Annotated in this window: 23 protein-coding genes; 5 read left to right on the forward strand and 18 right to left on the reverse strand. The window is 73.9% G+C overall.

Annotated features, from left to right (window positions below; all coding sequences use genetic code 11):
* Window positions 1-303 precede the first annotated feature (303 nt).
* Window positions 304-1032, reverse strand: a complete 729-nt coding sequence (locus tag ACFZCF_RS24100; protein ID WP_391288670.1) for a transglycosylase family protein — start codon at window positions 1030-1032, stop codon at window positions 304-306.
* Between the two features lie 271 nt (window positions 1033-1303).
* Here ACFZCF_RS24100 and ACFZCF_RS24105 point away from each other — a divergent pair, with 271 nt between their 5' ends.
* Both ACFZCF_RS24105 and ACFZCF_RS24110 read left to right on the forward strand, forming a co-directional pair.
* On the forward strand, window positions 1304-2086 hold the full coding sequence (locus ACFZCF_RS24105; protein ID WP_189953283.1) for a hypothetical protein: 783 nt from the start codon (window positions 1304-1306) through the stop codon (window positions 2084-2086).
* A gap of 179 nt (window positions 2087-2265) precedes the next feature.
* A complete protein-coding gene (locus ACFZCF_RS24110) occupies window positions 2266-2556 on the forward strand; it encodes a hypothetical protein (protein WP_388447285.1) in 291 nt (96 codons plus the stop codon).
* An 88-nt stretch (window positions 2557-2644) separates the two neighbouring features.
* Here the strand turns inward: ACFZCF_RS24110 and der are convergent, their stop codons facing one another.
* From der to ACFZCF_RS24135, 5 genes are all read right to left on the reverse strand, one after another.
* Window positions 2645-4093: a ribosome biogenesis GTPase Der gene (gene der, locus ACFZCF_RS24115; protein ID WP_388447287.1), complete on the reverse strand. Its 1449-nt coding sequence runs from the start codon at window positions 4091-4093 to the stop codon at window positions 2645-2647.
* A gap of 75 nt (window positions 4094-4168) precedes the next feature.
* Complete coding sequence (locus ACFZCF_RS24120) at window positions 4169-4756, reverse strand: lysophospholipid acyltransferase family protein (RefSeq protein ID WP_388447376.1); 588 nt, start codon at window positions 4754-4756, stop codon at window positions 4169-4171.
* Window positions 4757-4809: 53 nt separating this feature from the next.
* Complete coding sequence (gene cmk / locus ACFZCF_RS24125; protein WP_388447289.1) at window positions 4810-5484, reverse strand: (d)CMP kinase; 675 nt, start codon at window positions 5482-5484, stop codon at window positions 4810-4812.
* Window positions 5485-5648: 164 nt separating this feature from the next.
* Window positions 5649-6737, reverse strand: coding sequence for a prephenate dehydrogenase (locus ACFZCF_RS24130; RefSeq protein ID WP_388447291.1), 1089 nt, complete (start codon window positions 6735-6737; stop codon window positions 5649-5651).
* Window positions 6738-6867: 130 nt separating this feature from the next.
* Window positions 6868-7071 carry a hypothetical protein gene (locus ACFZCF_RS24135; protein ID WP_391288673.1) on the reverse strand — a complete coding sequence of 68 codons (204 nt, stop codon included), beginning with the start codon at window positions 7069-7071 and terminating at the stop codon, window positions 6868-6870.
* Between ACFZCF_RS24135 and ACFZCF_RS24140 the strand changes: the two genes are divergently transcribed.
* The 3 genes from ACFZCF_RS24140 to ACFZCF_RS24150 are packed head-to-tail and all read left to right on the forward strand — an operon-like array spanning window position 7060 to window position 8648.
* Entirely contained in the window at window positions 7060-7395 is a 336-nt protein-coding gene (locus ACFZCF_RS24140) for a DUF952 domain-containing protein (RefSeq protein WP_388447295.1), read from the forward strand. The two genes, ACFZCF_RS24135 and ACFZCF_RS24140, sit on opposite strands and share 12 nt — an antisense overlap.
* A 55-nt stretch (window positions 7396-7450) precedes the next feature.
* Entirely contained in the window at window positions 7451-7933 is a 483-nt protein-coding gene (locus ACFZCF_RS24145; RefSeq protein ID WP_391288675.1) for a Rieske 2Fe-2S domain-containing protein, read from the forward strand.
* A 25-nt stretch (window positions 7934-7958) separates the two neighbouring features.
* Window positions 7959-8648 (forward strand): DNA polymerase beta superfamily protein, encoded by a 690-nt coding sequence (locus ACFZCF_RS24150; protein ID WP_391288734.1) that lies wholly within the window; start codon window positions 7959-7961, stop codon window positions 8646-8648.
* Here the strand turns inward: ACFZCF_RS24150 and ACFZCF_RS24155 are convergent.
* From ACFZCF_RS24155 to ACFZCF_RS24210, 12 genes are all read right to left on the reverse strand, one after another.
* Window positions 8628-9398: a DNA polymerase beta superfamily protein gene (locus tag ACFZCF_RS24155; RefSeq protein ID WP_391288677.1), complete on the reverse strand. Its 771-nt coding sequence runs from the start codon at window positions 9396-9398 to the stop codon at window positions 8628-8630. The two genes, ACFZCF_RS24150 and ACFZCF_RS24155, sit on opposite strands and share 21 nt — an antisense overlap.
* Before the next feature lie 25 nt (window positions 9399-9423).
* Entirely contained in the window at window positions 9424-10443 is a 1020-nt protein-coding gene (locus ACFZCF_RS24160) for an ADP-ribosylglycohydrolase family protein (RefSeq protein WP_391288679.1), read from the reverse strand.
* The gene (locus ACFZCF_RS24165; RefSeq protein ID WP_391288681.1) at window positions 10440-11174 is read right to left on the reverse strand and encodes an NUDIX domain-containing protein; all 735 of its coding nucleotides are present in this window, start codon (window positions 11172-11174) and stop codon (window positions 10440-10442) included. The genes ACFZCF_RS24160 and ACFZCF_RS24165 overlap by 4 nt, the downstream gene beginning before the upstream one ends.
* Window positions 11171-12280, reverse strand: coding sequence for an AAA family ATPase (locus ACFZCF_RS24170; RefSeq protein ID WP_388447305.1), 1110 nt, complete (start codon window positions 12278-12280; stop codon window positions 11171-11173). Before ACFZCF_RS24170 ends, ACFZCF_RS24165 begins: the two co-directional genes overlap by 4 nt.
* Entirely contained in the window at window positions 12277-12930 is a 654-nt protein-coding gene (gene pnuC, locus ACFZCF_RS24175; protein ID WP_388447307.1) for a nicotinamide riboside transporter PnuC, read from the reverse strand. The genes ACFZCF_RS24170 and pnuC overlap by 4 nt, the downstream gene beginning before the upstream one ends.
* Window positions 12931-13052: 122 nt before the next feature.
* Window positions 13053-14174 (reverse strand): pseudouridine synthase, encoded by a 1122-nt coding sequence (locus tag ACFZCF_RS24180; RefSeq protein ID WP_391288684.1) that lies wholly within the window; start codon window positions 14172-14174, stop codon window positions 13053-13055.
* Window positions 14174-14794, reverse strand: a complete 621-nt coding sequence (gene scpB / locus ACFZCF_RS24185; RefSeq protein WP_391288685.1) for an SMC-Scp complex subunit ScpB — start codon at window positions 14792-14794, stop codon at window positions 14174-14176. Before scpB ends, ACFZCF_RS24180 begins: the two co-directional genes overlap by 1 nt.
* Entirely contained in the window at window positions 14791-15771 is a 981-nt protein-coding gene (locus ACFZCF_RS24190; RefSeq protein ID WP_391288687.1) for a segregation/condensation protein A, read from the reverse strand. Before ACFZCF_RS24190 ends, scpB begins: the two co-directional genes overlap by 4 nt.
* Window positions 15772-15820: 49 nt before the next feature.
* Window positions 15821-16330: a hypothetical protein gene (locus ACFZCF_RS24195; protein WP_391288689.1), complete on the reverse strand. Its 510-nt coding sequence runs from the start codon at window positions 16328-16330 to the stop codon at window positions 15821-15823.
* Complete coding sequence (locus tag ACFZCF_RS24200; protein WP_226651714.1) at window positions 16315-17358, reverse strand: ParA family protein; 1044 nt, start codon at window positions 17356-17358, stop codon at window positions 16315-16317. Before ACFZCF_RS24200 ends, ACFZCF_RS24195 begins: the two co-directional genes overlap by 16 nt.
* A gap of 452 nt (window positions 17359-17810) precedes the next feature.
* Entirely contained in the window at window positions 17811-18926 is a 1116-nt protein-coding gene (gene ald / locus ACFZCF_RS24205) for an alanine dehydrogenase (RefSeq protein ID WP_388447317.1), read from the reverse strand.
* Between the two features lie 146 nt (window positions 18927-19072).
* A complete protein-coding gene (locus tag ACFZCF_RS24210) occupies window positions 19073-21058 on the reverse strand; it encodes an NB-ARC domain-containing protein (protein ID WP_391288692.1) in 1986 nt (661 codons plus the stop codon).
* Window positions 21059-21239 lie beyond the last annotated feature (181 nt).

Here is a 21239-nt window from a genome sequence, read left to right on the forward strand (position 1 = left end):
TCACGGCCGGTGACCGAGCGCCGGGACGAGCACGCGGCTCCGCGTCGTCTCCCCCGTGCCCACCCCGCCGCGCCCGTCCCGCCGACCGGCCCCGGAGACCGTACGGGGAGCGGGCACCTCCCGGTGGCGGCTGACGGGGCCGGGCGGCCGGCCCGCGCAGCACCGGCGCGGACCGCGGCGATCCCGGCCCCGTCGCCGTCGCGGCCCCTCCGGGACACCCTCAGGGAGACACGGCGGCCGGGCCCGCGGTCGCGGCGGGGCGACGGAAGGGCGCCGCCCCGCTCGGCCGCCCCCCCCGGCCGCTCAGAGCGGTGCGATGCGCAGCATCATGCCGACGTACAGGCGGTTCGGGTCGGGGCCGATGACGGTCTTGTTGGCCTCGTAGAGCCGCTGCCAGCCGCCCTTGATCGCGAAGCGGCGCGCGATGCCGGCGAGGGTGTCGCCGGGCTGGACGGTGTGGGCGCGGCCGCTGAGCCCGTACCGCTTGGAGCAGACGGGCCAGGCGCCCCAGCCCTGTACGCGCAGGACGTCCTCGGCGACGGTGATCTGCTGCTGCCGGGTGGCGAGGTCGGCGCGGCGGGCGTACGCGAGGCCGCCGTAGTCGATCCAGGTGGGCTGCCAGAACTGGAGCCCGCCGTAGTAGCCGTTGCCGGTGTTGGCGTCCCAGCGTCCGCTGCTCTCGCACTCGGCGACGCATCCCCAGGGCCACTGGTCCTCGGCGCAGGGGTACGCAGGCGCGCCCGCCGGTCCCGCCGCGGGGGGCGGGGGCGCCGCCCCGGCGTTCCCGGCGCCCGGGCCCTGGGCGGCCTCGACGGCGGCCGCTGCCTCGGCGAGCGCTTCCGCGACCGCGCCGGCCGCCGCGTCGGGCAGCACGGGGACGGCCGGCACGCCGGGCACTCCGGGCGCACCGGCCGTGCCGGGCCCGTCGTCGCGAGGCGCGGCCAGGGCGACGGGCGCCTGGTGGAGGGCGAGCAGCGCCGCCGCGGAGGCCGCCGCGAGCGAGCCGGCTGTCCAAAATCGGATCATCGACATCGCCGCAGGCTAGGTCGGCCGCCCGGACCCGGCCCCCGTGCCGCGCGGAACACCGTTCACTTCCCACCCGGTCGGAGTCACCCCCCGCCGTCCCCCGGCGCCGTCCCCGCCGGAGGCCCGCCGCGGCCGTTCCGCGGGGGTGCCCGCACGCGCCAGAGGCAACTTGCCTCGCTTCGGCGCGTGACCCCGCCCGCGCCTGACCCGTTGAACTCGGCATGAGACGCCCGGGAAAGGCCCGGGGTCCGTCCGTACCGAATCCAGGGAGCCCTCCGTGCCGCGCATGCTCGACGTCAGCGAGGACGTACGCGCCGAGATCGGCGACGAAGAAGCCGACCGGCTGCTCGCCGGCGACAACGCCCCGGGCAGCTACGACTGCACCTCCTGCCGCACGCCGGGCGACTCCGAGCAGGAGCGCACCTCCACGGTGCTGTTCGTCGGCGAGGAGACCGCGGTCCTGGCGTTCGCCCACGCCAGCTGCATCCCCTCGCAGGTGGTCCAGGTCGCCGAGGACCAGCTCCAGGGCGCCGTCGCCTCCATCACGGCGGCCGACGCCGCCGACGCCCTCTCCGCGGCCCACCCCGAGCAGGCCGTGCTCGGCGTCACCAGCGGCCTCGTCCTGATCGACGGCGAGCTGCACCCGGCGCTGGTCGTGGAGCCGACCGCGCCGGTCGCCCGGCCCGGTTCCGGCGGGCTCACCGACGAGTTCCTGTCGCTCCTCTCGGAGCAGGGCTTCCACCCCGTCGAGGACCTGAACACCAAGCCGGCCGCGCTGCCCGGCTGGTCGGTCCTCGTCGCCATGGGCCAGCTGCACTCGGTGCTCCAGCCCGGCCCCGGCGGAGCGGGCCAGTCCGCCTGGTGGCAGGCGCACCAGCCGCTCCAGGTCACCGAGGGCTGGCGCGCGGCGGCCAACAAGTCGCACACGGTGCTCGTCTTCGCCGCGCCGGTCGGCTCCATCGGCCAGCAGCCGCGCGAGGACCTGCTGCGGGACGCCCTGGAGAAGGCCGCGGCCAACGGGCGCCTGGTCGCCGCCGCGATGCCGCTGGCCGGGACCTGATGGACGACGGACGTCCGGGGATAGGGCCGGTGCGCGGGCCGAGGGTCCCGACCGTTCCGCGTCCCCGGCGGGCCCCTCTTTCGGAGAGCCGCCCGCATCCGACGGACGGCGGGGTCGTTGGCACCTACGTGCACGCATACGACCCTTTCCCCCAGCCGTATCCGAGTCCGATCCCCGCCATGCGCCCGGCGTCGCAGGACGTTCCGGCCGGGTACTCGGCGACGCCGATCTTCGACGCCCTGTACTCGGAGTACCGCCGGTCGTTCCGCACGCTTCCGGGTGACCGCAGCGGTGAGGAGGAGCTGGCGTTCCGGGCCTTCGGCACGGTGACGAGTACGGGCCTGTCCGGGTTCACCGGCCTCACCGGACTCCAGGGCCGGCACCACGCGGCACATCCGCCGGCCTGGTCGGCCCCCCAGCACCATCCCCCGCAGGCGGCGCTGCCGCCGGCGCCCCGCCGCGGCCTCTGAGCGCGGCCGGGAGCACGAGGAACGGCCGAGGGCCGGAGTCGTCCGCGTACGGTACGACTCCGGCCCTCGGCCGTGCCCGGGGCCCGGGTTACTTCTTCTTGCCGCGCTTCTCGCGGACGCGGACCGAGATGTGGATCGGGGTGCCCTCGAAGCCGAACTCCTCGCGCAGCCGGCGCTCGATGAAGCGGCGGTAGCCGGCCTCCAGGAAGCCGGAGGCGAAGAGCACGAAGCGCGGGGGCTTGGTGCCGGCCTGGGTGCCGAAGAGGATGCGGGGCTGCTTGCCGCCGCGGACCGGGTGCGGGTGGGCCGCGACCAGCTCGCCGAGGAAGGCGTTCAGCCGGCCGGTGGGGACGCGGGTCTCCCAGCCGGCGAGGGCGGTCTCGATCGCCGGGACCAGCTTCTCCATGTGGCGGCCGGTCTTGGCGGAGACGTTGACCCGGGGCGCCCAGGAGACCTGCTGCATCTCGGTCTCGATCTCGCGCTCCAGGTAGTAACGGCGCTCCTCGTCGAGCTCGTCCCACTTGTTGTACGCGATGACGATGGCGCGGCCGGACTCGACGGCCATCGTGATGATCCGCTGGTCCTGCACCGAGATCTGGTCGGTGGTGTCGATGAGGATGACCGCGACCTCGGCCTTCTCCACTGCGGCGGCCGTGCGGAGGGAGGCGTAGTAGTCGGCACCGGCCTGGAGGTGGACCTTCTTGCGGATGCCGGCGGTGTCGACGAACTTCCACGTCGTGCCGCCGAGCTCGATCAGCTCGTCGACCGGGTCGCGGGTGGTGCCGGCCAGCTCGTTGACGACCACGCGGTCCTCGCCCGCCACCTTGTTGAGGAGGGAGGACTTGCCGACGTTGGGGCGGCCGATCAGGGCGATGCGGCGGGGGCCGCCGATCGCCTTGCCGAAGGTCTGCTCGGGGGCCTCGGGCAGCTTCCGCAGCACCTCGTCGAGGAGGTCGCCGGTGCCCCGGCCGTGCAGCGAGGAGACCGGGAAGGGCTCGCCGAGGCCGAGGGACCACAGCGTGGCCGCGTCGGCCTCGCCGGACTGGCCGTCGACCTTGTTGGCGGCCAGGACGACCGGCTTGCCGGCGCGGCGGAGCAGCTTGACGACGGCCTCGTCGGTGTCGGTGGCGCCCACGGTGGCGTCCACGACGAAGAGGCAGGCGTCGGCGGCCTCGATGGCGTACTCCGCCTGGGTGGCGACGGAGGCGTCGATGCCGAGGACGTCCTGCTCCCAGCCGCCGGTGTCGACGACCTTGAAGCGGCGGCCGGCCCACTCGGCCTCGTAGGTGACGCGGTCGCGGGTGACGCCCGGCTTGTCCTCGACGACGGCCTCGCGGCGGCCGATGATGCGGTTCACCAGGGTCGACTTGCCGACGTTCGGACGGCCGACGACGGCGAGGACGGGGAGCGGGCCGTGGCCGGCCTCCTCGATCGCCTCCTCGACGTCCTCGACGTCGAAGCCCTCTTCCGCGGCGAGCTCCATGAACTCCGCGTACTCGGCGTCGCCAAGTGCCCCGTGGTCGTGCTGGTCGTTCATGAAGTCCGTTCCTTGATCATTCGTGGTCGGTGGTCCCGGCGGCCGGAGCCGTGGGCCCACTACTGAGAGTGTGGCTCAGCGCCCGGTGAGGCGCCTGGCGTTTTTCAGATGGCCGGTGAGGTGCTCCTGGATGCGGAGCGTGGCCTCGTCGAGCGCCTTGCGGGTACGCCGCCCGCTGCCGTCGCCGGCCTCGAAGGCGTCCCCGAAGACGACGTCCACCCGGCTGCGGAGGGCCGGCAGCCCCTTGACGAGGCGTCCGGGCCGATCGGTGCTCCCGAGGACCGCGACCGGCACGATCGGGGCGCCCGAGCGGACGGCGAAGTAGGCGAGGCCGGCGCGCAGGGAGGCGAAGTCGCCCTCGCCGCGGGTGCCCTCGGGGAAGATCCCCAGGACGCCGCCCCGCTCCAGCACGCCCAGCGCGTTGCCGATCGCGTTCCGGTCGGTCGAGTCCCGGTCGACCTTCACCTGGCCGATGCCCTCCAGGAAGCCGCCCAGCGGCCCGACGAACGCCTCCTTCTTGATGAGGAAGTGCACGGGGCGCGGGGCGGTGCCCATGAGCATGGGGCCGTCGATGTTGTGCGCGTGGTTGACGGCCAGGATGACGGGTCCGGCGGCCGGTACCCGCCAGGCGCCGAGGACGCGCGGCTTCCAGAAGCCGTACATCAGTCCGATGCCGATGCGGCGGCCGACCGCCGCACCCTTCGCGGACGGCTGGATCACTTGACGGCCGCCCTCTTCTCCTCCACCAGGGTGACGACGCACTCGATGACCTGGTCGAGGGTGAGCTCGGTGGTGTCGACCTCCACCGCGTCCCCGGCCTTGGCGAGCGGGGAGGTCTTGCGGCTGGAGTCCGCCGCGTCCCGCTTGACCAGGGCCTCCTGGGTGGCCCGCACGTCGGCGCCCTTCAGCTCGCCGGAGCGGCGGGCGGCGCGGGCCTCGGGCGAGGCGGTGAGGAAGATCTTGAGGTCGGCGTCGGGGAGGACGGTGGTGCCGATGTCCCGGCCCTCGACGACGATGCCGCGCTCGGCCTCGCGGGCGATGCGACGCTGGAGGTCGGTGATGAGCGCGCGGACCTCGGGGACGGCGCTGACCGCGCTGACCCGGGAGGTGACCTCCTCCGTGCGGATCGGACCCGCCGCGTCGACGCCGTCCACGGTGATCGTGGGGCGGGACGGGTCCGTGCCCGAGACGATGACGGGCTTGCCGGCGGCGTTCGCCACGGCCTCGGCGTCGTCCACGTCGACGCCGTTGCCGATCATCCACCAGGTGATCGCCCGGTACTGGGCACCGGTGTCCAGGTAGGCGAGGCCCAGCTTGGCGGCGACCGCCTTCGAGGTGCTCGACTTGCCCGTGCCGGAGGGGCCGTCGATGGCGACGATCACGGATTCCACGGTGGGTGACCTTCCTGGGTGTTCGGGGCCCCGGCGACAGCCCGGACCCCTACAAGGTTACCGAGTCCCCGAACACCCCCGCGCCCACGCCCCACACCCCCCTACGGCCGGCGCGCCCGCCGTCCCCGTGGGCGTACGGAGCGGAACGGCGCGGCGCCGGGCGGTCAGGGGGTGCGGAGGGACCAGCCCTGGGACTGGAGGGCCTGGGAGAGGGCGGGGGCGGCCTTGGGGTCGACCATGAGCTGCACCAGGCCCGCCTGCTGCCCCGTCGCGTGCTCGATGCGCACGTCCTCGATGTTGACCCCCGCCCGCCCCGCGTCCGCGAAGATCCGCGCCAGCTCCCCGGGCCGGTCGCTGATGAGCACCGCGACGGTCTCGTAGGCCGTCGGAGCCGCCCCGTGCTTGCCGGGCACCCGCGCCCGCCCCGCGTTCCCGCGCCTCAGCACGTCCTCGACCCCGGCCGCGCCGCCCCGCCGCTCCTCCTCGTCCGGGGACTGGAGGGCCCGCAGCGCCCGTACCGTCTCGTCGAGGTCCGCCGCGACCCCGGCGAGGACGTCGGCGACCGGCCCGGGGTTGGCGGCGAGGATCTCCAGCCACATGCGCGGGTCCGACGCGGCGATCCGCGTGACGTCCCGTATCCCCTGTCCGCAGAGCCGCACGGCCGACTCCTCCGCCTCCTCCAGGCGCGCCGCGACCATCGAGGAGACGAGCTGCGGGGTGTGGGAGACGAGGGCGACCGCCCGGTCGTGGGCGTCGGCGTCCATGACGACGGGCACGGCGCCACAGAGGGCGACGAGCTCCAGCGCGAGGTTGAGCACCTCGGTGTCGGTGTCCCGGGTCGGCGTGAGGACCCAGGGCCGGCCCTCGAAGAGGTCGGCGGTGCCCGCCAGCGGGCCGGAGCGCTCCTTGCCGGACATCGGGTGGCTGCCGATGTACGCGCCGAGGTCGAGCCCGGTCGCCTCCAGGTCCCGTCGCGGTCCGCCCTTGACGCTGGCCACGTCGAGGTAGCCGCGGGCCGCCCCGGCGCGCATGGCGTCGGCGAGCGTGGCGGCGACGTGCGCCGGCGGTACGGCGACGATCGCGAGGTCCACCCGGCCCTCGGGCTCCGCGTCGGTGCCCGCGCCGAGCGCCGCGGCGGTCCGGGCGCTCGCCGGGTCGTGGTCGCGCAGGTGGACCGTGACGCCCCGGCCGGCGAGGGCGAGTGCGGCGGAGGTGCCGATCAGTCCGGTTCCGATGACGAGCGCTGTTCTCACGGGGGGATGTCCTTGGGGCGCGGCAGGGCGGTGGCGGTAAGGGGCCAGCCTAGTCAGCCCGCGGGGGGCACGCGCGCGTGCGCCCGCCCTGCGAGACGCGCGGGGCGGGCGCACGCGTACGGCCGTGGGGTCAGGGCTTCCGCGCCCGGCTGATGTCCGCCGGGGACCCGCCCTGCGGCAGCGATCCGCCCGGTGCGGGCCGGTCGACGGCCTGCGGCGGCGACCGCGCGATCTCGTCGGCGGCCCGCTGCGGGGTGACCCCGGCGTCCTGGGCGACCTTCACCCGGTGCGGGCGCGGGTGAAGGGCGGGTAGAAAGGGCGGATGCTGCTCCATGTCGTACCGCTGGACGAGTGGTCCGCGGACCCCGCCGTCCCCTTCGCCCCGCCGTCGCTCGCCGCCGAGGGCTTCGTGCACTGCTCGCCGGACGAGCAGGCGGCGCTCGCGATCGCCGACGCCCACTACCGGGACGTGCCGGGCCCGCTCCTGGTGCTGGTGATCGACGCGTCCCTGCTGTCCGGGGAGGTCCGCTGGGAGGGGTCGGAGGACCGGCTCTTCCCGCATGTGTACGGGCCGGTGGAGCGGGCGGCCGTGACGGCCGTGCTGGAGGTGCTGCGGGACGCGGACGGCCGTGCGAGGGAGTTGGTGCCCTGGGTGTAGCGGGGGCCCGGCGTGTTGCGGGGGCGGCGGCGCGGTCGGCGCGAAGCTGGGCCGCATGACTTCACGGACGACACGGACGACACCCCGCCGGACGGTCCTGCTCGCGGCGGCCGCCCTGACCACGGCGACGGCCGCGACGGCCACCGGCTGCGGCTCGGACGGCGGAGGCGGCGACGGCGGTACGGAGTCGAGCACCCCGGCGTCGGCGGAGCCTACCGGCGGCGCCTCCTCCGCGCCGGGCACGGCCGGTGGCACCCCGCTGGCGAGCACCTCGGAGATCCCGGTGGGCGGCGGCACCGTCTTCGCCGACCGCAAGGTGGTCGTGACGCAGCCGGAGGCGGGCGAGTTCAAGGCGTTCTCGGCGATCTGCACCCATCAGGGCTGCACGGTGAACAAGGTCGCGAACGGCACGATCGACTGCCCGTGTCACGGCTCGCGGTTCAGCGTCACCGACGGCGCGGTGACGGCCGGGCCCGCTCCGCGTCCGCTGCCGGCCGCTGAGATCACGGTCTCCGGGGAGACGATCATCCTCGCGTAGCCTGACCGCCATGACCGCCGTGGACATGACCCCCGAGGCGCTGGTGCGCGAACACACCGTCTACGCCTGCGTGATGGGCTCGCGCGCCTTCGGACTGGCGACGGAGGACAGCGACACCGACACCCGGGGCGTCTACCTCGCCCCGACGCCGCTCTTCTGGCGCTTCGACAAGCCGCCGGCGCATGTGGAGGGTCCGGCCCCCGAGCAGTTCAGCTGGGAGCTGGAACGCTTCTGCGAACTGGCCCTCCGCAACAACCCCAACGTCCTGGAGTGCCTCCACTCCCCCCTGGTCGTCCACACCACCGAGTGGGGCCGCGAGCTCCTCGACCTGCGCGGGGCCTTCCTCTCCCGCCAGGCCCACGCCACCTTCGTCCGGTACGCGGCCGGCCAGCGCCGCAAGCTGGAGGCGGACGTGCGGCAGTACGGCCACCCCCGCTGGAAGCACGCCATGCACCTGCTGCGGCTGCTCGGCAGCTGCCGGGACCTGCTGCGCACGGGCGAGCTGCGGATCGACGTGGGCGCGGACCGGGAGCGGCTGCTCGCCGTCAAGCGCGGCGAGATCCCGTGGCCGGAGGTCGAGACCTGGATGAACCGCCTCCAGGACGAGGCCGACGCCTCCCTCGCCACCAGCCCCCTGCCGCCCGCCCCCGACCACGCGCGCGTCCAGGACCTCCTGATCCGCGCCCGCCGCGCCTCAGCCCTTCAGGTGCTCTAGACGGGCCCGTACGACGAGGTCGTGGAGGGCGTCTGCGGCGCGGACGCCGTCCGCGAGGCCCGAGGCCGCGCGTGCCGCGTCGAGCACGCCGTGCAGCGCCTCCACCTCGGCCCGTACGTCCTCGGACGTCAGCCCGGCGGTGCCGTGCTCGGCGGCCGTCTTCGCGGCGACCAGGTCCGGGATCCTCGCCGGGGCCTCCGGCACCTCGCCGACGAGCGTGGGCAGATGGGCCTGGACCTCTCCGGAGCGCATGAGGTGGATGCCGGTGAGCAGCGCCCGATAGGTGTAGAGCAGCGGCTTGAGTTCGCCGCTCTTCTCGAAGAGCCGCCACTGGGTGGCCGCGAAGCCCCGGTAGTGGTGGGCGTGGTGGGTGGTGAGCACCCCCGGCACCAGGGCGGCGAGCTCGGCGTGGACGGGGGTGGTGTGCACGACCAGCGGCGAGGTGAGCTGCTCCAGGACGTAGCCGTTGCGGCGCAGCATCAGCCGGGCGAACTTCCGCAGGTCGTGCGTGACGAGGTCCATCTCGACGCCGTCCCGCGTCCACATCCGGTCCCGGGTCTCCTCGGGCTCCCGGAGTCCCACCAGCGCCTCGGCGGGCAGCAGGTGGACTCCCCGCAGGTCCACGTCGGAGTCGTGGGACGGGAAGCCGTAGAGGTGGGCGCCGGAGACCGTGGCGAAGAGGAGGGGGTCCGGCTCCTCGGCGACGACGGCGGTCAGGTCGGCCTTGTGGGCCTCGATGGTGAGCGTCATGGGACCGAAGCCTCCCAGATCCCGCTCAGGCGTCCCAGAGGGCCCCGAGTTCGCGCAGCTCGTCGCGGTGCTCGACGCGGTCGGTCCACTCGGTGGGCCAGGCGTCCGCGCCCAGGTGGGCGCCGGCGAAGGCGCCGGCGAGGGCCGCGATCGAGTCGGAGTCGCCGCGGGTGCAGGCGGCCCGGCGCAGGGCGGTCAGCGGATCACCGGGGAAGAGCAGGAAGCAGAGCAGCCCGGTGGCGAGCGCCTCCTCCGCGATCCAGCCGTCGCCCGTGTACGTACAGGGGTCGAGCTCCGGGTCGGCGGTGCGCTGCACGGAGTCGAGCCGTTCGAGGACGGCCAGGCACTCGTCCCAGCCGCGCCGGACGAAGTGCCGGACGCTCGGGTCCTGGGAGCGGGTCCAGAGGTCGCCGAGCCAGCGCTCGTGGTAGGTGTCGCGGTTCTCGTACGCGTAGGAGCGCAGCCTTCCGACGAGCCCGGCCGGGTCGACGCCCTGGGCGAGCAGCCACACGGCGCGCGCGGTGAGGTCGGAGGCGGCGAGCCCGGTGGGGTGCCCGTGGGTGAGCGCGGCCTGGAGCTGGGCGGCGCCGGCCCGCTGTTCCTCGTTCAGTCCGGGGACGAGCCCGAGGGGCGCGACGCGCATGTTGGCGCCGCAGCCCTTGGAGCCGATCTGGCTGGCGTCCTGCCAGGGGCGGTCGCCGTCGAGGAGCATGCAGGCCCGCAGGCAGGTGTTGCCGGGGGCGCGGTTGTTCTCCGGGGAGTGGTACCAGTCGACGAACTCGTCGCGCACGGGCCGGGCGAGCCGGAGCGGGGTGAGCGGGCCCCGTTGCATGGCGGTCCGGATGCCCCGGGCGAGGGCGAGGGTCATCTGGGTGTCGTCGGTGATGTAGGCGGTCCCCCGCGTCACGGGCAGCTCCATCGTCCGCCACGGCCCGCACTTGGCGAGGATCGCGGGCACGTCATGGAACTCGGTCGGGAAACCCAGCGCGTCCCCCAGCGCCAGTCCCATCAGCGTCCCGGTGGCGGCCTGCTTCTGCGTGGTCATGCGGATCGTCCTTCCGGTCGGAGCAGCGGCGGGTGGAGAGCGGTGGCCTCGCCCGCCCGGTAGAGCGCGGCCGGTTTCCCCCGTCCGCCGGTGCGGCGCGGCGGTCCTTCCACCGGTTCGACGAAGCCGGGGGTGGTGAGGACCTTGCGCCGGAAGTTGGGGCGGTCGAGCGGGACGCCCCAGACCGTCTCGTAGACCTCGCGCAGCTCGCCGAGGGTGAACTCGGGCGGGCAGAAGGCGGTGGCGAGGCAGGTGTACTCCAGCTTGGCGCCGACGCGCCCGCGGGCGTCGGCGAGGATCACGTCGTGGTCGAACGCGAGCGGCGGGACCTCGTCGTAGGGCAGCCAGCGGGCCTCCGCCGCGTCGCCGCCGCCGCGCGGTTCGGGCAGGTCGGGGACGAGGGCGGTGTAGGCGACCGACACGACCCGCATCCTGGGGTCGCGGTCGGGTTCGGTGTAGGTACGGAGCTGTTCGAGGTGGAGGCCGGCGACGGTGGCGTCGGGCAGTCCGGTCTCCTCGGCGAGTTCGCGGCGGGCGGCGGTGCCGGCGGACTCGCGGGGCAGCACGAAGCCGCCGGGGAGCGCCCAGGCGCCGGCGTACGGCTCCTGGCCGCGCTGGACGAGCAGGACGTGCAGCCGGCCGGCGCGGACGGTGAGGACGGCGAGGTCGACGGTGACGGCGAAGGGTTCGAAGGCCCGGGGGTCGTACCCCTCGGGGCGCGGCGGGGTCATCGGCGCTCCGGGAGGGGGTCGGCGAGGTGCCAGCCCTCGGCGAGGAGGGCGTCGACGGCGGCGACGGCGGTGGCGAGGCGCTCCTCGTGGGGGCCGGTGAGGACGACGGTGCGGCGGCCGGTGTGGGCGAGCTGGGCGAGGAAGCGGGCGGTCATCCACGGGCGGAGGTGTTCCCCGTCGCGCAGGCCGTCGTCCTCGAAGTCGACGCCCCGGTGGTCGGTGAGCAGCCAGAGGTGCTGGCGGCCGCGGGCGGCGATCTCGCCGGTGGCGGCGCTGGTGGTGCCGAGGTACCGCTCGTGCCAGATGGTGGTGGCGAAGGCGTCGGTGTCGCAGAAGAGGACGGGCGAGCCGTCGCGGGCGGCCTCCTCCTCCAGTTCGGCCTGGCGCTGGGCGATGACGGGGAAGTCGGTGGTGTGGAAGGCGACCTCGGACCAGTCGGCGCCGGGGCGGACGGCCCGCAGTTCGGCGAGCTTGAGTTCGCTGTACTCGCGGCCGTACTCGGGGACGTACCGGGTGCGCGCCCAGATCCCGCCCCGGCGCCGGTAGTGGTCGGCGAGGGCGAGGGCCATGGTGGTGGTGCCGGTGGACTCGGCGCCGAGGACGACGATCCGGCGGGTGAGCGCGGCCCGTACGGGCGCCTCCAGGAAGTCCCAGGCGGCGGCGGGGTCGGCGCGGACGGCGGTGCCGGAGACCGGGAAGCGGGTCCGCTCGGGGTCGACGGCGACGGAGGCGGCGCCGAAGCGGCGGCCGAGCTCCTCGCCGTACGGCTCCGAGGTGAAGACGGCGTCGACGGGCTCGGGGACGGCGGCCCTGAAGACGGCCATGTGGGCGTCCCAGACGGCGGGGTCGGTGAGGTCGACGGGGATGTCGTCGACGGCGCCGACGACGAGGGCGTCGGGGTGGACCTCGCGCATCCAGGCGACCCGCTCCTCCAGCGGCAGGGACTCCACGGAGGAGGCGCAGACCAGGACGGTGACGCGCTCGCAGGCGGCGAGGGCGGTGCGGACGAGGTGGTGGTGGCCGGCGTGCGGGGGATAGAACTTGCCGAGGACGAGCCCGTGGCCGTACGGGGCCGTGCGGGTGCCGGTCGTGCGGGTGCCGGTCATGCCGCGGCCTCCAGCGGGCGGCGGGCGGCGGCGAGGTCGCGGCTCCAGCCGCGCAGGCCGGCCACGCAGAGGGCCATGAAGCCGAGGTACAGCAGGGCGGTCAGGTAGAGGCCCTTGTACGCGTACAGCGGGACGTAGACGACGTCGGCGGCGATCCACAGCCACCAGGACTCCAGGCGCTTGCGGCACTGGCCGTAGGTCGCCATGAGGGAGAGGCCGGTGGTGAGGGCGTCCCAGAAGGGGACGGTGGAGTCGGTGGCCCGGTCGAGGAGGAGGGCGAGGGCGAGGGTCCCCACCGCCCCCGCCGCGAGCAGCCAGGTCCATTCGGTGCGGGTGGTGCGCCGCACCGGAAGGGCCCCGGCGGAGCCTGGTCCACCCCCGTGGGTCCAGGTCCACCAGCCGTAGGCGGCGAGGACGATGAAGACGATCTGGAGGCCGGCGTCGGCGTAGAGGCCGGCCTGGGTGAAGAGCAGGACGAAGAAGAGGTTGTTGGCGATGCCGATCGGCCAGTTGGCGAGGTGCTGCCGGGCGACGAGCCAGACGCAGAGGGCGCCGCTGCCGAAGCCGAGGACCTCGGTCCAGCTGACGGGGGTGTCCAGCAGCGTGAAGAGCGGCCGCTGGAGGGGTTCGAGTACATCCGCGAGGCTCACGCCCGCCTCCTTAAGAGTCATCTTGACTATAAAAGGTGGCGGGGGTCGCGCACAAGCCCGGAAAACGGCGAGGGCCCCGTGTCCGCGTCGCGGATACGGGGCCCTGCCGGAAGGGTCGGGTCCTACAGGCCGACTTCCTTCATCAGCATGCCGACCTCGGTGTTGGACAGGCGGCGCAGCCAGCCCGACTTCTGGTCGCCCAGACCGATCGGGCCGAAGGCGGTGCGGACCAGCTTCTCCACCGGGAAGCCGGCCTCGGCGAGCATCCGGCGCACGATGTGCTTGCGGCCCTCGTGGAGCACGACCTCGACCAGGTAGTTCTTGCCGAGCTGCTCGACCACGCGGAAGTGGTCGGCGCGGGCGTAGCCGTCCTCCAGCTCGATGCCCTCCTTGAGCCGCTTGCCGACCTCGCGGGGCAGCGGGCCGGTGACGGCGGCCAGGTAGGTCTTCTTCACGCCGTACTTGGGGTGGGTGAGACGGTGGGCCAGCTCGCCGTGGTTGGTGAGCAGGATGATGCCCTCGGTCTCGGTGTCGAGCCGGCCGACGTGGAAGAGCCGGGTCTCGCGGTTGGTGACGTAGTCGCCCAGGCACTGGCGGCCGTCCGGGTCCTCCATGGTGGAGACGACGCCGGCCGGCTTGTTCAGCGCGAAGAACTGGTACGACTGGGTCGCCACGGACAGGCCGTCGACGCGGATCTCGTCGCTGTCCTTCACGCGGAGGCCCTGCTCCAGGACGATCTCGCCGTTGACCTCGACGCGGGCCTGCTCGATCAGCTCCTCGCAGGCGCGGCGCGAGCCGTAGCCGGCCCGGGCCAGGACCTTCTGCAGCCGCTCGCCCTCCTGCTCGGCGCCCGGGAAGGTCTTCGGGGTCTTGACCTGGGGCTTGTTCGCGTACCGCTCGCGGTTGCGCTCCTCGGTCCTGGCGTCGTACTCGCGCGAGCGCGCCGGGGCCGTACGGCCGCCGCCGCCCCGGCGAGGCTGCCCGGTGGGCTGCTTCGGGGACTGCCTGGGGCCGCCCTTGGCGCCGCCGCGGGCCGTGTCGCCGCGCCCCTTGCGGGGGGCGTCGGAGGGCATGCTCACGTCGTAGCTGCGCTCCTCGGGGCGGGTCTTCCGGGGGCGCCCGGCGCTCTGGCCGCGCTCGTCGCGGTTGTTGCCCGCGCCCCGGTAGTCGTTGCCGCGGCCGCCGCTCTTGGCACCACGGCTCCCGCCGTTGTTTCCGCTGTTCCTGCCGCTGCTGCTTCGCATCAAACTTCCGTCGTCTCTTCGTCCGCTGGTCCGTCCGCGCCGGGTTCTTCGTCCCGGTCGGGATCGAACGACGGAACGCCTTCCAGGGAGTCCGCTTCGACCGCGTCCGCCTCGGGGAGGAAGGGCGCGAGCTCCGGGAGCTCGTCCAGGCCGCGCAGGCCCATCCGCTCCAGGAAGTGGTTCGTCGTCCTGTACAGGATCGCACCTGTTTCGGGTTCCGCGCCCGTCTCCTCCACGAGACCCCGCTGGAGGAGGGTCCGCATCACGCCGTCGCAGTTGACCCCGCGGACCGCGGAGACCCGGGAACGGCTGACCGGCTGGCGGTACGCGACCACCGCCAGGGTCTCCAGGGCCGCCCGGGTCAGCCGGGCCTGCCGGCCGTCCGTGACGAAGGCCTCGACGGCGGCGGCGTGGGCGGGCCGGGTGTAGTAGCGCCAGCCCCCCGCGACCCGGCGCAGCTCGAAGCCGCGCCCGTCGGCGGTGTACTCGTCGGCCAGCTCGTGGAGGGCGTCGGCGACCTCAGCGGGGGCGCGGTCGAGGACCTTGGCGAGGTGGGCCTCGGTGGCGGGCTCGTCGACGACCATCAGGACGGCTTCGAGGGCGGGCTTGAGGTCGCTCATTCCGGCTGGTCCTCCGTGTCGAATTCCTCGGTCACCCGGGTCTCGCCGTCGCCGCCGGTCCAGGAGACCGCGAGGCGGCCCAGCGGGTCCTCCTGGTCGAGGGCGACGGCCTTCTCCCGGTACAGCTCCAGGAGGGCGAGGAAGCGGGCGACGACGGTCAGGGTGTCACCGGCGTCCTCGACCAGCTCCCGGAAGTCCGCGGTGCCGCGCTCGCGCAGCAGGGCGGCGACGATCCCGGCCTGCTCGCGGACGCTGACCAGCGGCGCGTGGATGTGGTCGACGTACACCTGCGGCGCGGCCTTGGGCCGCATGGCCTGCGCGGCGAGCCGCGCGAGGCCCTCGGCGCCGATCGAGAGGATCACCTCGGGCAGCAGTTCGGCGTGGTGCGGCTCCAGGCCGACGGTCCGGGGGTGGCGGCGGCCCTCCTCCTCCCAGCGCTCGGCGAGGATCTCGGCGATCCGCTTGTAGGCGCGGTACTGGAGGAGCCGGGCGAAGAGCAGGTCGCGGGCCTCCAGGAGGGCGAGGTCGGCCTCGTCCTCGACCTCGGCGGCGGGCAGCAGCCGGGCGGCCTTGAGGTCGAGCAGGGTCGCGGCGACGACCAGGAACTCGGTGGTCTGGTCGAGGTCCCCGTCCGGCCCGAGGGCGCGGATGTGGGCCATGAACTCGTCGGTGACCTGGGAGAGCGCGACCTCGGTGATGTCCAGCCTGTGCTTGGTGATCAGCTGGAGCAGCAGGTCGAACGGCCCCTCGAAGTTCGCGAGCCGCACGGTGAACCGCCCGTCCCCGGCCTCCGGATCCGCCGCGGGCCCTGCCGCGGGGTCCGCCACGGGCTCCGCCTCGGGCACGGATACGGGATCGGGTATGGGCACGGCCACCGGCTCCGGCGCGGGGGCCGCAGGGGGTCCGTCGGGGCCGCCGCCCCGGCCCAGCGCGCGGCGGCGCGGTGGGCGGGACGTCACGTCGGCGTGCGGGTGCATCGGGGGCTGTTCCAGGGGGTGCGGGGGCGGGGCCGCCCGCAGGCTACCGTCAGCGGCCGCGCAGACGGCGGACGAGGATGCTCGCCTCGCCGCGGGACTCCAGGTCCGCCAGGACCACGGCGACCGCCTCGCGGACGATCCGGCCGCGGTCCACGGCGAGGCCGTGCTCGCCGCGCAGCACGAGACGGGCGTGCTCCAGGTCCATGAGCTCCTCGGCGGAGACGTAGACCGTGATCTTCTCGTCGTGCCGCTCCCGGCCGCTGGGCCGCCGCGCGGCGGCCCGGCCGCCGCGGCGCCGCGCCGGAGCGCCGGCCTGGGCGGCCGCCTTCACCGGGGCGGGCTGCTGCGCGGGGACTGCCTCGGTCTCGCGGGCGCGCGGCTCGGCCGCCTCCGAGCCGGCGGCCGTGTGCTCGGCGGAGCCGCCGTCCGCGCCGGCCGCCGTGTCGCTCTCTCCCGCCGGAGCGGGAACGGTTCGGCGGGGCGACGAGGACTGCAGTGCCGTCCCCCCGGTCGTACGGAAGAGTTCGTCGGCTCCGGGCAGACTCACTCGGCGTGACACCGGGCGAGCACCTCCCTGGCGAGCTGGCGGTAGGCGGCGGCGCCCACGGAGTTGGAGGCGTAGGTGGTGATGGGCTCGCCGGCGACGGTGGTCTCCGGGAAGCGCACCGTCCGGCCGATCACCGTGTGGTAGACGTGGTCGTCGAAGGCCTCGACGACCCGGGCGAGCACCTCGCGGGAGTGCACGGTCCGGGAGTCGTACATGGTGGCGAGGATGCCGTCGAGCTCCAGCTCCGGGTTGAGCCGCTCCTGGACCTTCTCGATGGTCTCGGTCAGCAGGGCGACGCCGCGCAGCGCGAAGAACTCGCACTCCAGCGGCACGATGACCTTGTGAGCGGCCGTCAGGGCGTTCACGGTCAGCAGGCCGAGCGAGGGCTGACAGTCGATCACGATGTAGTCGTAGTCGTTCATCAGCGGCTTGAGGGCGCGCTGGAGCGTGGACTCGCGCGCGACCTCGGAGACCAGCTGCACCTCGGCGGCGGAGAGGTCGATGTTGCTCGGCAGCAGGTCCATGTTGGGGACCGCCGTCTTGAGCAGCACCTCGTCCGCCGACATGCCCCGCTCCATGAGCAGGTTGTAGACGGTGAGGTCGAGCTCCATCGGGTTCACGCCGAGGCCGACCGACAGGGCACCCTGCGGGTCGAAGTCGACGAGCAGCACCCGTCGTCCGTACTCGGCGAGCGCGGCGCCCAGGTTGATGGTCGACGTGGTCTTGCCGACGCCGCCCTTCTGGTTGCACATCGCGATGATCTTGGCGGGGCCGTGGTCGGTCAGCGGGCCCGGGATCGGGAAGTACGGCAGCGGCCGTCCGGTGGGGCCGATCCGCTCGCGGCGCTGGCGGGCAGCGTCGGGCGCGAGGGTGGCCGCGTACTCCGGGTCGGGCTCGTACTCGGCGTCGGGGTCGTAGAAGTGCCCCTCGGGCAGCTCGTCGTAGGCGGCGAAGTGGGTGGACTCTCGGCCCATCTCGTTGCCGGCCGTGGCGTTCACGTGTAGGCCGTCCATCGTCTTCAGCGTGTGGGTTGTCGTCATGGGCTGGTGCGTCGCGAAGGTCCGCACCGCGACGGAGCCGACCGGGGCACCTGGCGCACCGCTCCCGGGAGTAAATGTCGACTCATTCACAAGTCGTCTTACCTCCTTGGATGTGACCAGGAACATTTATCGATCTGTCAGCGTGGCACCATGCCGACGGTTGGCGACTCTATGGCGTGTCACCGGTCCGCAGCAACACAATCGCCCGGACCCGGCCCGTTGTGTCGGCAACCGAACACGGCTCTGTCAAGGGTGCGCGACCACCCATCCACGCGTTTCAGGGGTGTGCGAAACGGTTAAAGGGTTACGTTCGAGGCGAGTTGACCGAACGTTTCGGCGTGGCCCGAGACACAGCCGGCCGGACCTTGTCGAACAAGGTCCGGCCGGGTGTGTGACATTGACGGCGGGCGTTGACGGCCGCCGCCGGAGCCCTCGCGAGGGCGGCTCCCGCGTCAGCCGACGAGGCTGCTCAGCTCGACGTGCTCGTAGCCGTGCGCCTCGGCGACCTCCTTGTAAACCACCTTGCCGTCATGGGTGTTGAGGCCCAGGGCGAGGGCGGCGTCGCGGCGCAGCGCCTCGACCCAGCCGTTGTTCGCCAGCGACACGATGTAGGGCAGCGTGGCGTTGGTGAGCGCGTAGGTGGAGGTGTTCGGGACCGCGCCGGGCATGTTGGCGACGCAGTAGAAGACCGAGTCGTGCACCTTGAAGGTCGGCTCGGCGTGGGTGGTCGGGTGCGAGTCCTCGAAGCAGCCGCCCTGGTCGATCGCGATGTCGACAAGGACACTTCCGGGCTTCATCTTGGCGACGAGCTCGTTGGTGACCAGCTTCGGGGCCTTGGCGCCCGGGATGAGGACCGCGCCGATGACGAGGTCGGCCTCGACGACGGCCTTCTCCAGCTCGTAGGCGTTGGAGACGATCGTCTGCACCTGGGTGCCGAAGATCTTGTCGGCCTCGCGGAGCTTGTTGATGTCCTTGTCGAGCAGGGTCACGTGGAAGCCCATGCCGACGGCGATCTGGGTGGCGTTCCAGCCGGAGACGCCGCCGCCGATGACGACCGCCTTGCCGGCGTGGGTGCCGGGGACGCCGCCGGGGAGGACGCCGCGGCCGCCGGCCGAGCGCATCAGGTGGTAGGCGCCGACCTGCGGGGCCAGGCGGCCCGCGACCTCGGACATCGGGGCGAGCAGCGGGAGCGCGCGGTTCGCGGTCTCGACCGTCTCGTAGGCGATGGCGGTGGTGCCGGACTCCAGGAGGGCGTCCGTGCACTCCTTGGAGGCCGCGAGGTGCAGGTAGGTGAAGAGCGTCTGGTCCTTGCGGAGGCGGTGGTACTCCTCCGCGATCGGCTCCTTGACCTTGAGGAGCAGGTCGGCGGTGGCCCAGACCTCGTCGGCGGTGGCGAGGATCTCGGCGCCCGCGGCGACGTACTCCTCGTCCGTGATCGAGGAGCCGACGCCGGCGTTCTGCTCGATGAAGACCTGGTGGCCGTTGCGGACGAGCTCGTGGACACCGGCGGGGGTGATGGCCACGCGGAACTCGTTGTTCTTGACCTCGCGGGGGATGCCGACCTTCATCGTCGATCACGGTCCTTGAATCGGGGGGATAACTGGTGCACTGCGATACATACCCGGAGGCACTGCGGCACACCGGAGCAGACCACGTTCGAACGCGGCGGAACCAGTCTAATGAAGGAGTTCCCGCTGTCTAGCCTTTCAAAGTACTAATCTTCCGCAGACCCACTGCGGATTTCGTAGGCACAGTGGTCGGTTTCCAGCAGACGGTCCGCCGCGGCCCGGTGCAGTCGCGCCGCGGCCGGGTCACCGAGCCGGTCGAGGGTGTCGGCGAGCCTCAGCTGGAGCGCCGCCTGGAGCCGGGTGTCCTGGGCGCGGCGGGCCCACTCGACCGCCTCCTCGCAGGTCCGCAGCGACTCTTCCGGGCGACCGGCGTACTCCTGCACCCGCGCCGCCTCGCTCAACGCCCGTGCGTGGCCCGGGAGATCACCGAGCCTGCGGTAGCCGGCCGCGGCCGCCCGCCAGTGCCGCAGGGCCTCCCCGTACCGCCCCGCATAGGTCTGCACCGCCCCGAGGCGGGCGTACAGGCGCGCCTGGTCGGCCCGCTCGTCATGGGCGAGGCGCTGCGCCAGGGCGCGGCCGTACCAGTCGCCGGCCCGGTGCCAGTCACCCAGCTCCTGATAGCTGCCACCTACGGATTCCATCGCGCGACCGGTGGCGTACGGATCATTTGCCTGCCTTCCGACCTCCCAAGCCAACCGATATCGCAGCAGGGCGTCCTTCGTGCGGCCGGTCTTGGCGTCGAGGTCGCCGAGGTTGAGGAGGGCGGCGGCCCGCTCGCGGTGGAGGCCGCGCCGCTCGGCGACGTCGAGGACGAGCCGGTGCAGCCCGTAGAGGTCCGGCGCCGCCGCCTCGGCCCCACGGTGCGCCGTGAGCGCCCGCACCAGGGACGCGATGAGCCGGCGGGCCAGGGTGTCCAGCTCTCCGTCGGCGACCGCGAGCCGGGCGCAGGCGAGCAGCTCGGTGCGGCGGGAGGCCAGCCAGTCGGCGGCGTCCTCGGGGGTGGGGAAGCGCAGGGCGCGCGGCAGGCCGGCGAGTCTGCGGCGGGCCGGGGACCCCTCGGGTTCGGTGACCGCGCGGCAGGACTGGAGGAGCCGCACGGTCCGCTCCAGCATCCGGGCCCGGGCGAGCTGCACCTCGGCGGGCCGGTCGCGCTCCTCCAGCTGGGCGCGGAGCAGGGGGACGAGATGGCCGGGGACCTCGTACCGCCCGTCGGTGTGCTCGGTCACCAGGCCGAGGCGGGCGAAGTCCGCGAGCGTGGTCGCCGCCGCCGAGACCGAGCAGCCGGCCAGGGCGGAGGCGGTGTGGGCGTCGGCCCGGCCGAGCGGGGCGAGCGCCAGGAAGCGCAGTATCCGGGCGGCCGGCTGCGGCAGCGCCTGGTGAGCCAGGAGGAAGGTGCGGGTGAGGGGGTCTCCGCTCAGACCGCGCAGCCGCTTGGCGAGGTCGGCGACGGAGGTCTCGGGCCGGCCGGCCAGCCAGCCGCCGGCGAGGACCACCGCGGCGGGCAGGCCGCCGCACTCCTCGACCAGCGCCTCGGCGGCCTGCGGGTCGACGGTGATGCGGACCGAGCCGGTGGCCGAGGTCAGCAGCTCGATCGCGGACTTCGGGTCGAGCCCGCCCAGCGTGCAGGGCCGGACGTCGGGGATGCCGGTGAGCGGCCCCCGGGCCACCGCGACGACCAGGGCGTCGGGGTTGTCGGGGAGCAGCGGATCGGCCTGCTCGGCGTCGACGGCGTCGTCGAGCAGCAGGATCGCCCGGCGCGTGCCGAGCGCCTCGCGGACCAGCTCGGTCAGCTCGTCCTCCGCCGCGCCCGGCGGCTCGGCGACCCCGAGGTCGCGCAGGAGTTCGCGGGCGGCCCTGGCGGTGGGGACGGGCTCGCCGCCGGGCTCGGTGAGCCGCGCCCGGTAGACCCCGTCGGGGTAGCGGGAGGCGATCGAGGCGATCAGCTCCTCGGCGAGCGAGGTCCGCCCGGAGCCGGGCCGGCCGGCGACGAGGAGGACACGGGCGCGGGGCTCCTTGCGGCCGGTGAGGGTGTCGAGACCGGTCCGTTCGATGTCGACGCGGAGGGCCTTCAACTCCCGCTGCCGGCCGTAGAACTGCCGGCTGCCGGCCGCTGCCACCGCCTGATCCGTCACGGGCCACGCTCCCGTCCACCTGCGCACGAGCCGATCCCCGCGGGGGACTCCGCACGGGCGTGTACGAGCGTAGTTCAGCCCCCCGGGCGGGCCCGGTGGAGCACGACGAGCACGTCCCCCGATCGGATCAGCAGACAGTCACACCGGAGTCGCCGTCCCGGTGTCGCCCCCGCCGTCCCGG

The sequence above is a fragment of the Streptomyces sp. NPDC007945 genome (assembly GCF_042958885.1).
Classification (GTDB): domain Bacteria; phylum Actinomycetota; class Actinomycetes; order Streptomycetales; family Streptomycetaceae; genus Streptomyces.

Coding starts and splice junctions, on each gene's coding strand:
- ACFZCF_RS24100 (WP_391288670.1), bottom strand. CDS start 1,032: ATGTCGATGATCCGATTTTGGACAGCCGGCTCGCTCGCGGCGGCCTCC.
- ACFZCF_RS24110 (WP_388447285.1), top strand. CDS start 2,266: ATGCGCCCGGCGTCGCAGGACGTTCCGGCCGGGTACTCGGCGACGCCG.
- der (WP_388447287.1), bottom strand. CDS start 4,093: ATGAACGACCAGCACGACCACGGGGCACTTGGCGACGCCGAGTACGCG.
- ACFZCF_RS24120 (WP_388447376.1), bottom strand. CDS start 4,756: ATGTACGGCTTCTGGAAGCCGCGCGTCCTCGGCGCCTGGCGGGTACCG.
- ACFZCF_RS24140 (WP_388447295.1), top strand. CDS start 7,060: ATGCTGCTCCATGTCGTACCGCTGGACGAGTGGTCCGCGGACCCCGCC.
- ACFZCF_RS24135 (WP_391288673.1), bottom strand. CDS start 7,071: ATGGAGCAGCATCCGCCCTTTCTACCCGCCCTTCACCCGCGCCCGCAC.
- ACFZCF_RS24145 (WP_391288675.1), top strand. CDS start 7,451: ATGACTTCACGGACGACACGGACGACACCCCGCCGGACGGTCCTGCTC.
- ACFZCF_RS24150 (WP_391288734.1), top strand. CDS start 7,959: ATGACCCCCGAGGCGCTGGTGCGCGAACACACCGTCTACGCCTGCGTG.
- ACFZCF_RS24155 (WP_391288677.1), bottom strand. CDS start 9,398: ATGACGCTCACCATCGAGGCCCACAAGGCCGACCTGACCGCCGTCGTC.
- ACFZCF_RS24160 (WP_391288679.1), bottom strand. CDS start 10,443: ATGACCACGCAGAAGCAGGCCGCCACCGGGACGCTGATGGGACTGGCG.
- ACFZCF_RS24165 (WP_391288681.1), bottom strand. CDS start 11,174: ATGACCCCGCCGCGCCCCGAGGGGTACGACCCCCGGGCCTTCGAACCC.
- ACFZCF_RS24170 (WP_388447305.1), bottom strand. CDS start 12,280: ATGACCGGCACCCGCACGACCGGCACCCGCACGGCCCCGTACGGCCAC.
- ACFZCF_RS24180 (WP_391288684.1), bottom strand. CDS start 14,174: ATGCGAAGCAGCAGCGGCAGGAACAGCGGAAACAACGGCGGGAGCCGT.
- scpB (WP_391288685.1), bottom strand. CDS start 14,794: ATGAGCGACCTCAAGCCCGCCCTCGAAGCCGTCCTGATGGTCGTCGAC.
- ACFZCF_RS24190 (WP_391288687.1), bottom strand. CDS start 15,771: ATGCACCCGCACGCCGACGTGACGTCCCGCCCACCGCGCCGCCGCGCG.
- ACFZCF_RS24200 (WP_226651714.1), bottom strand. CDS start 17,358: ATGACGACAACCCACACGCTGAAGACGATGGACGGCCTACACGTGAAC.
- ald (WP_388447317.1), bottom strand. CDS start 18,926: ATGAAGGTCGGCATCCCCCGCGAGGTCAAGAACAACGAGTTCCGCGTG.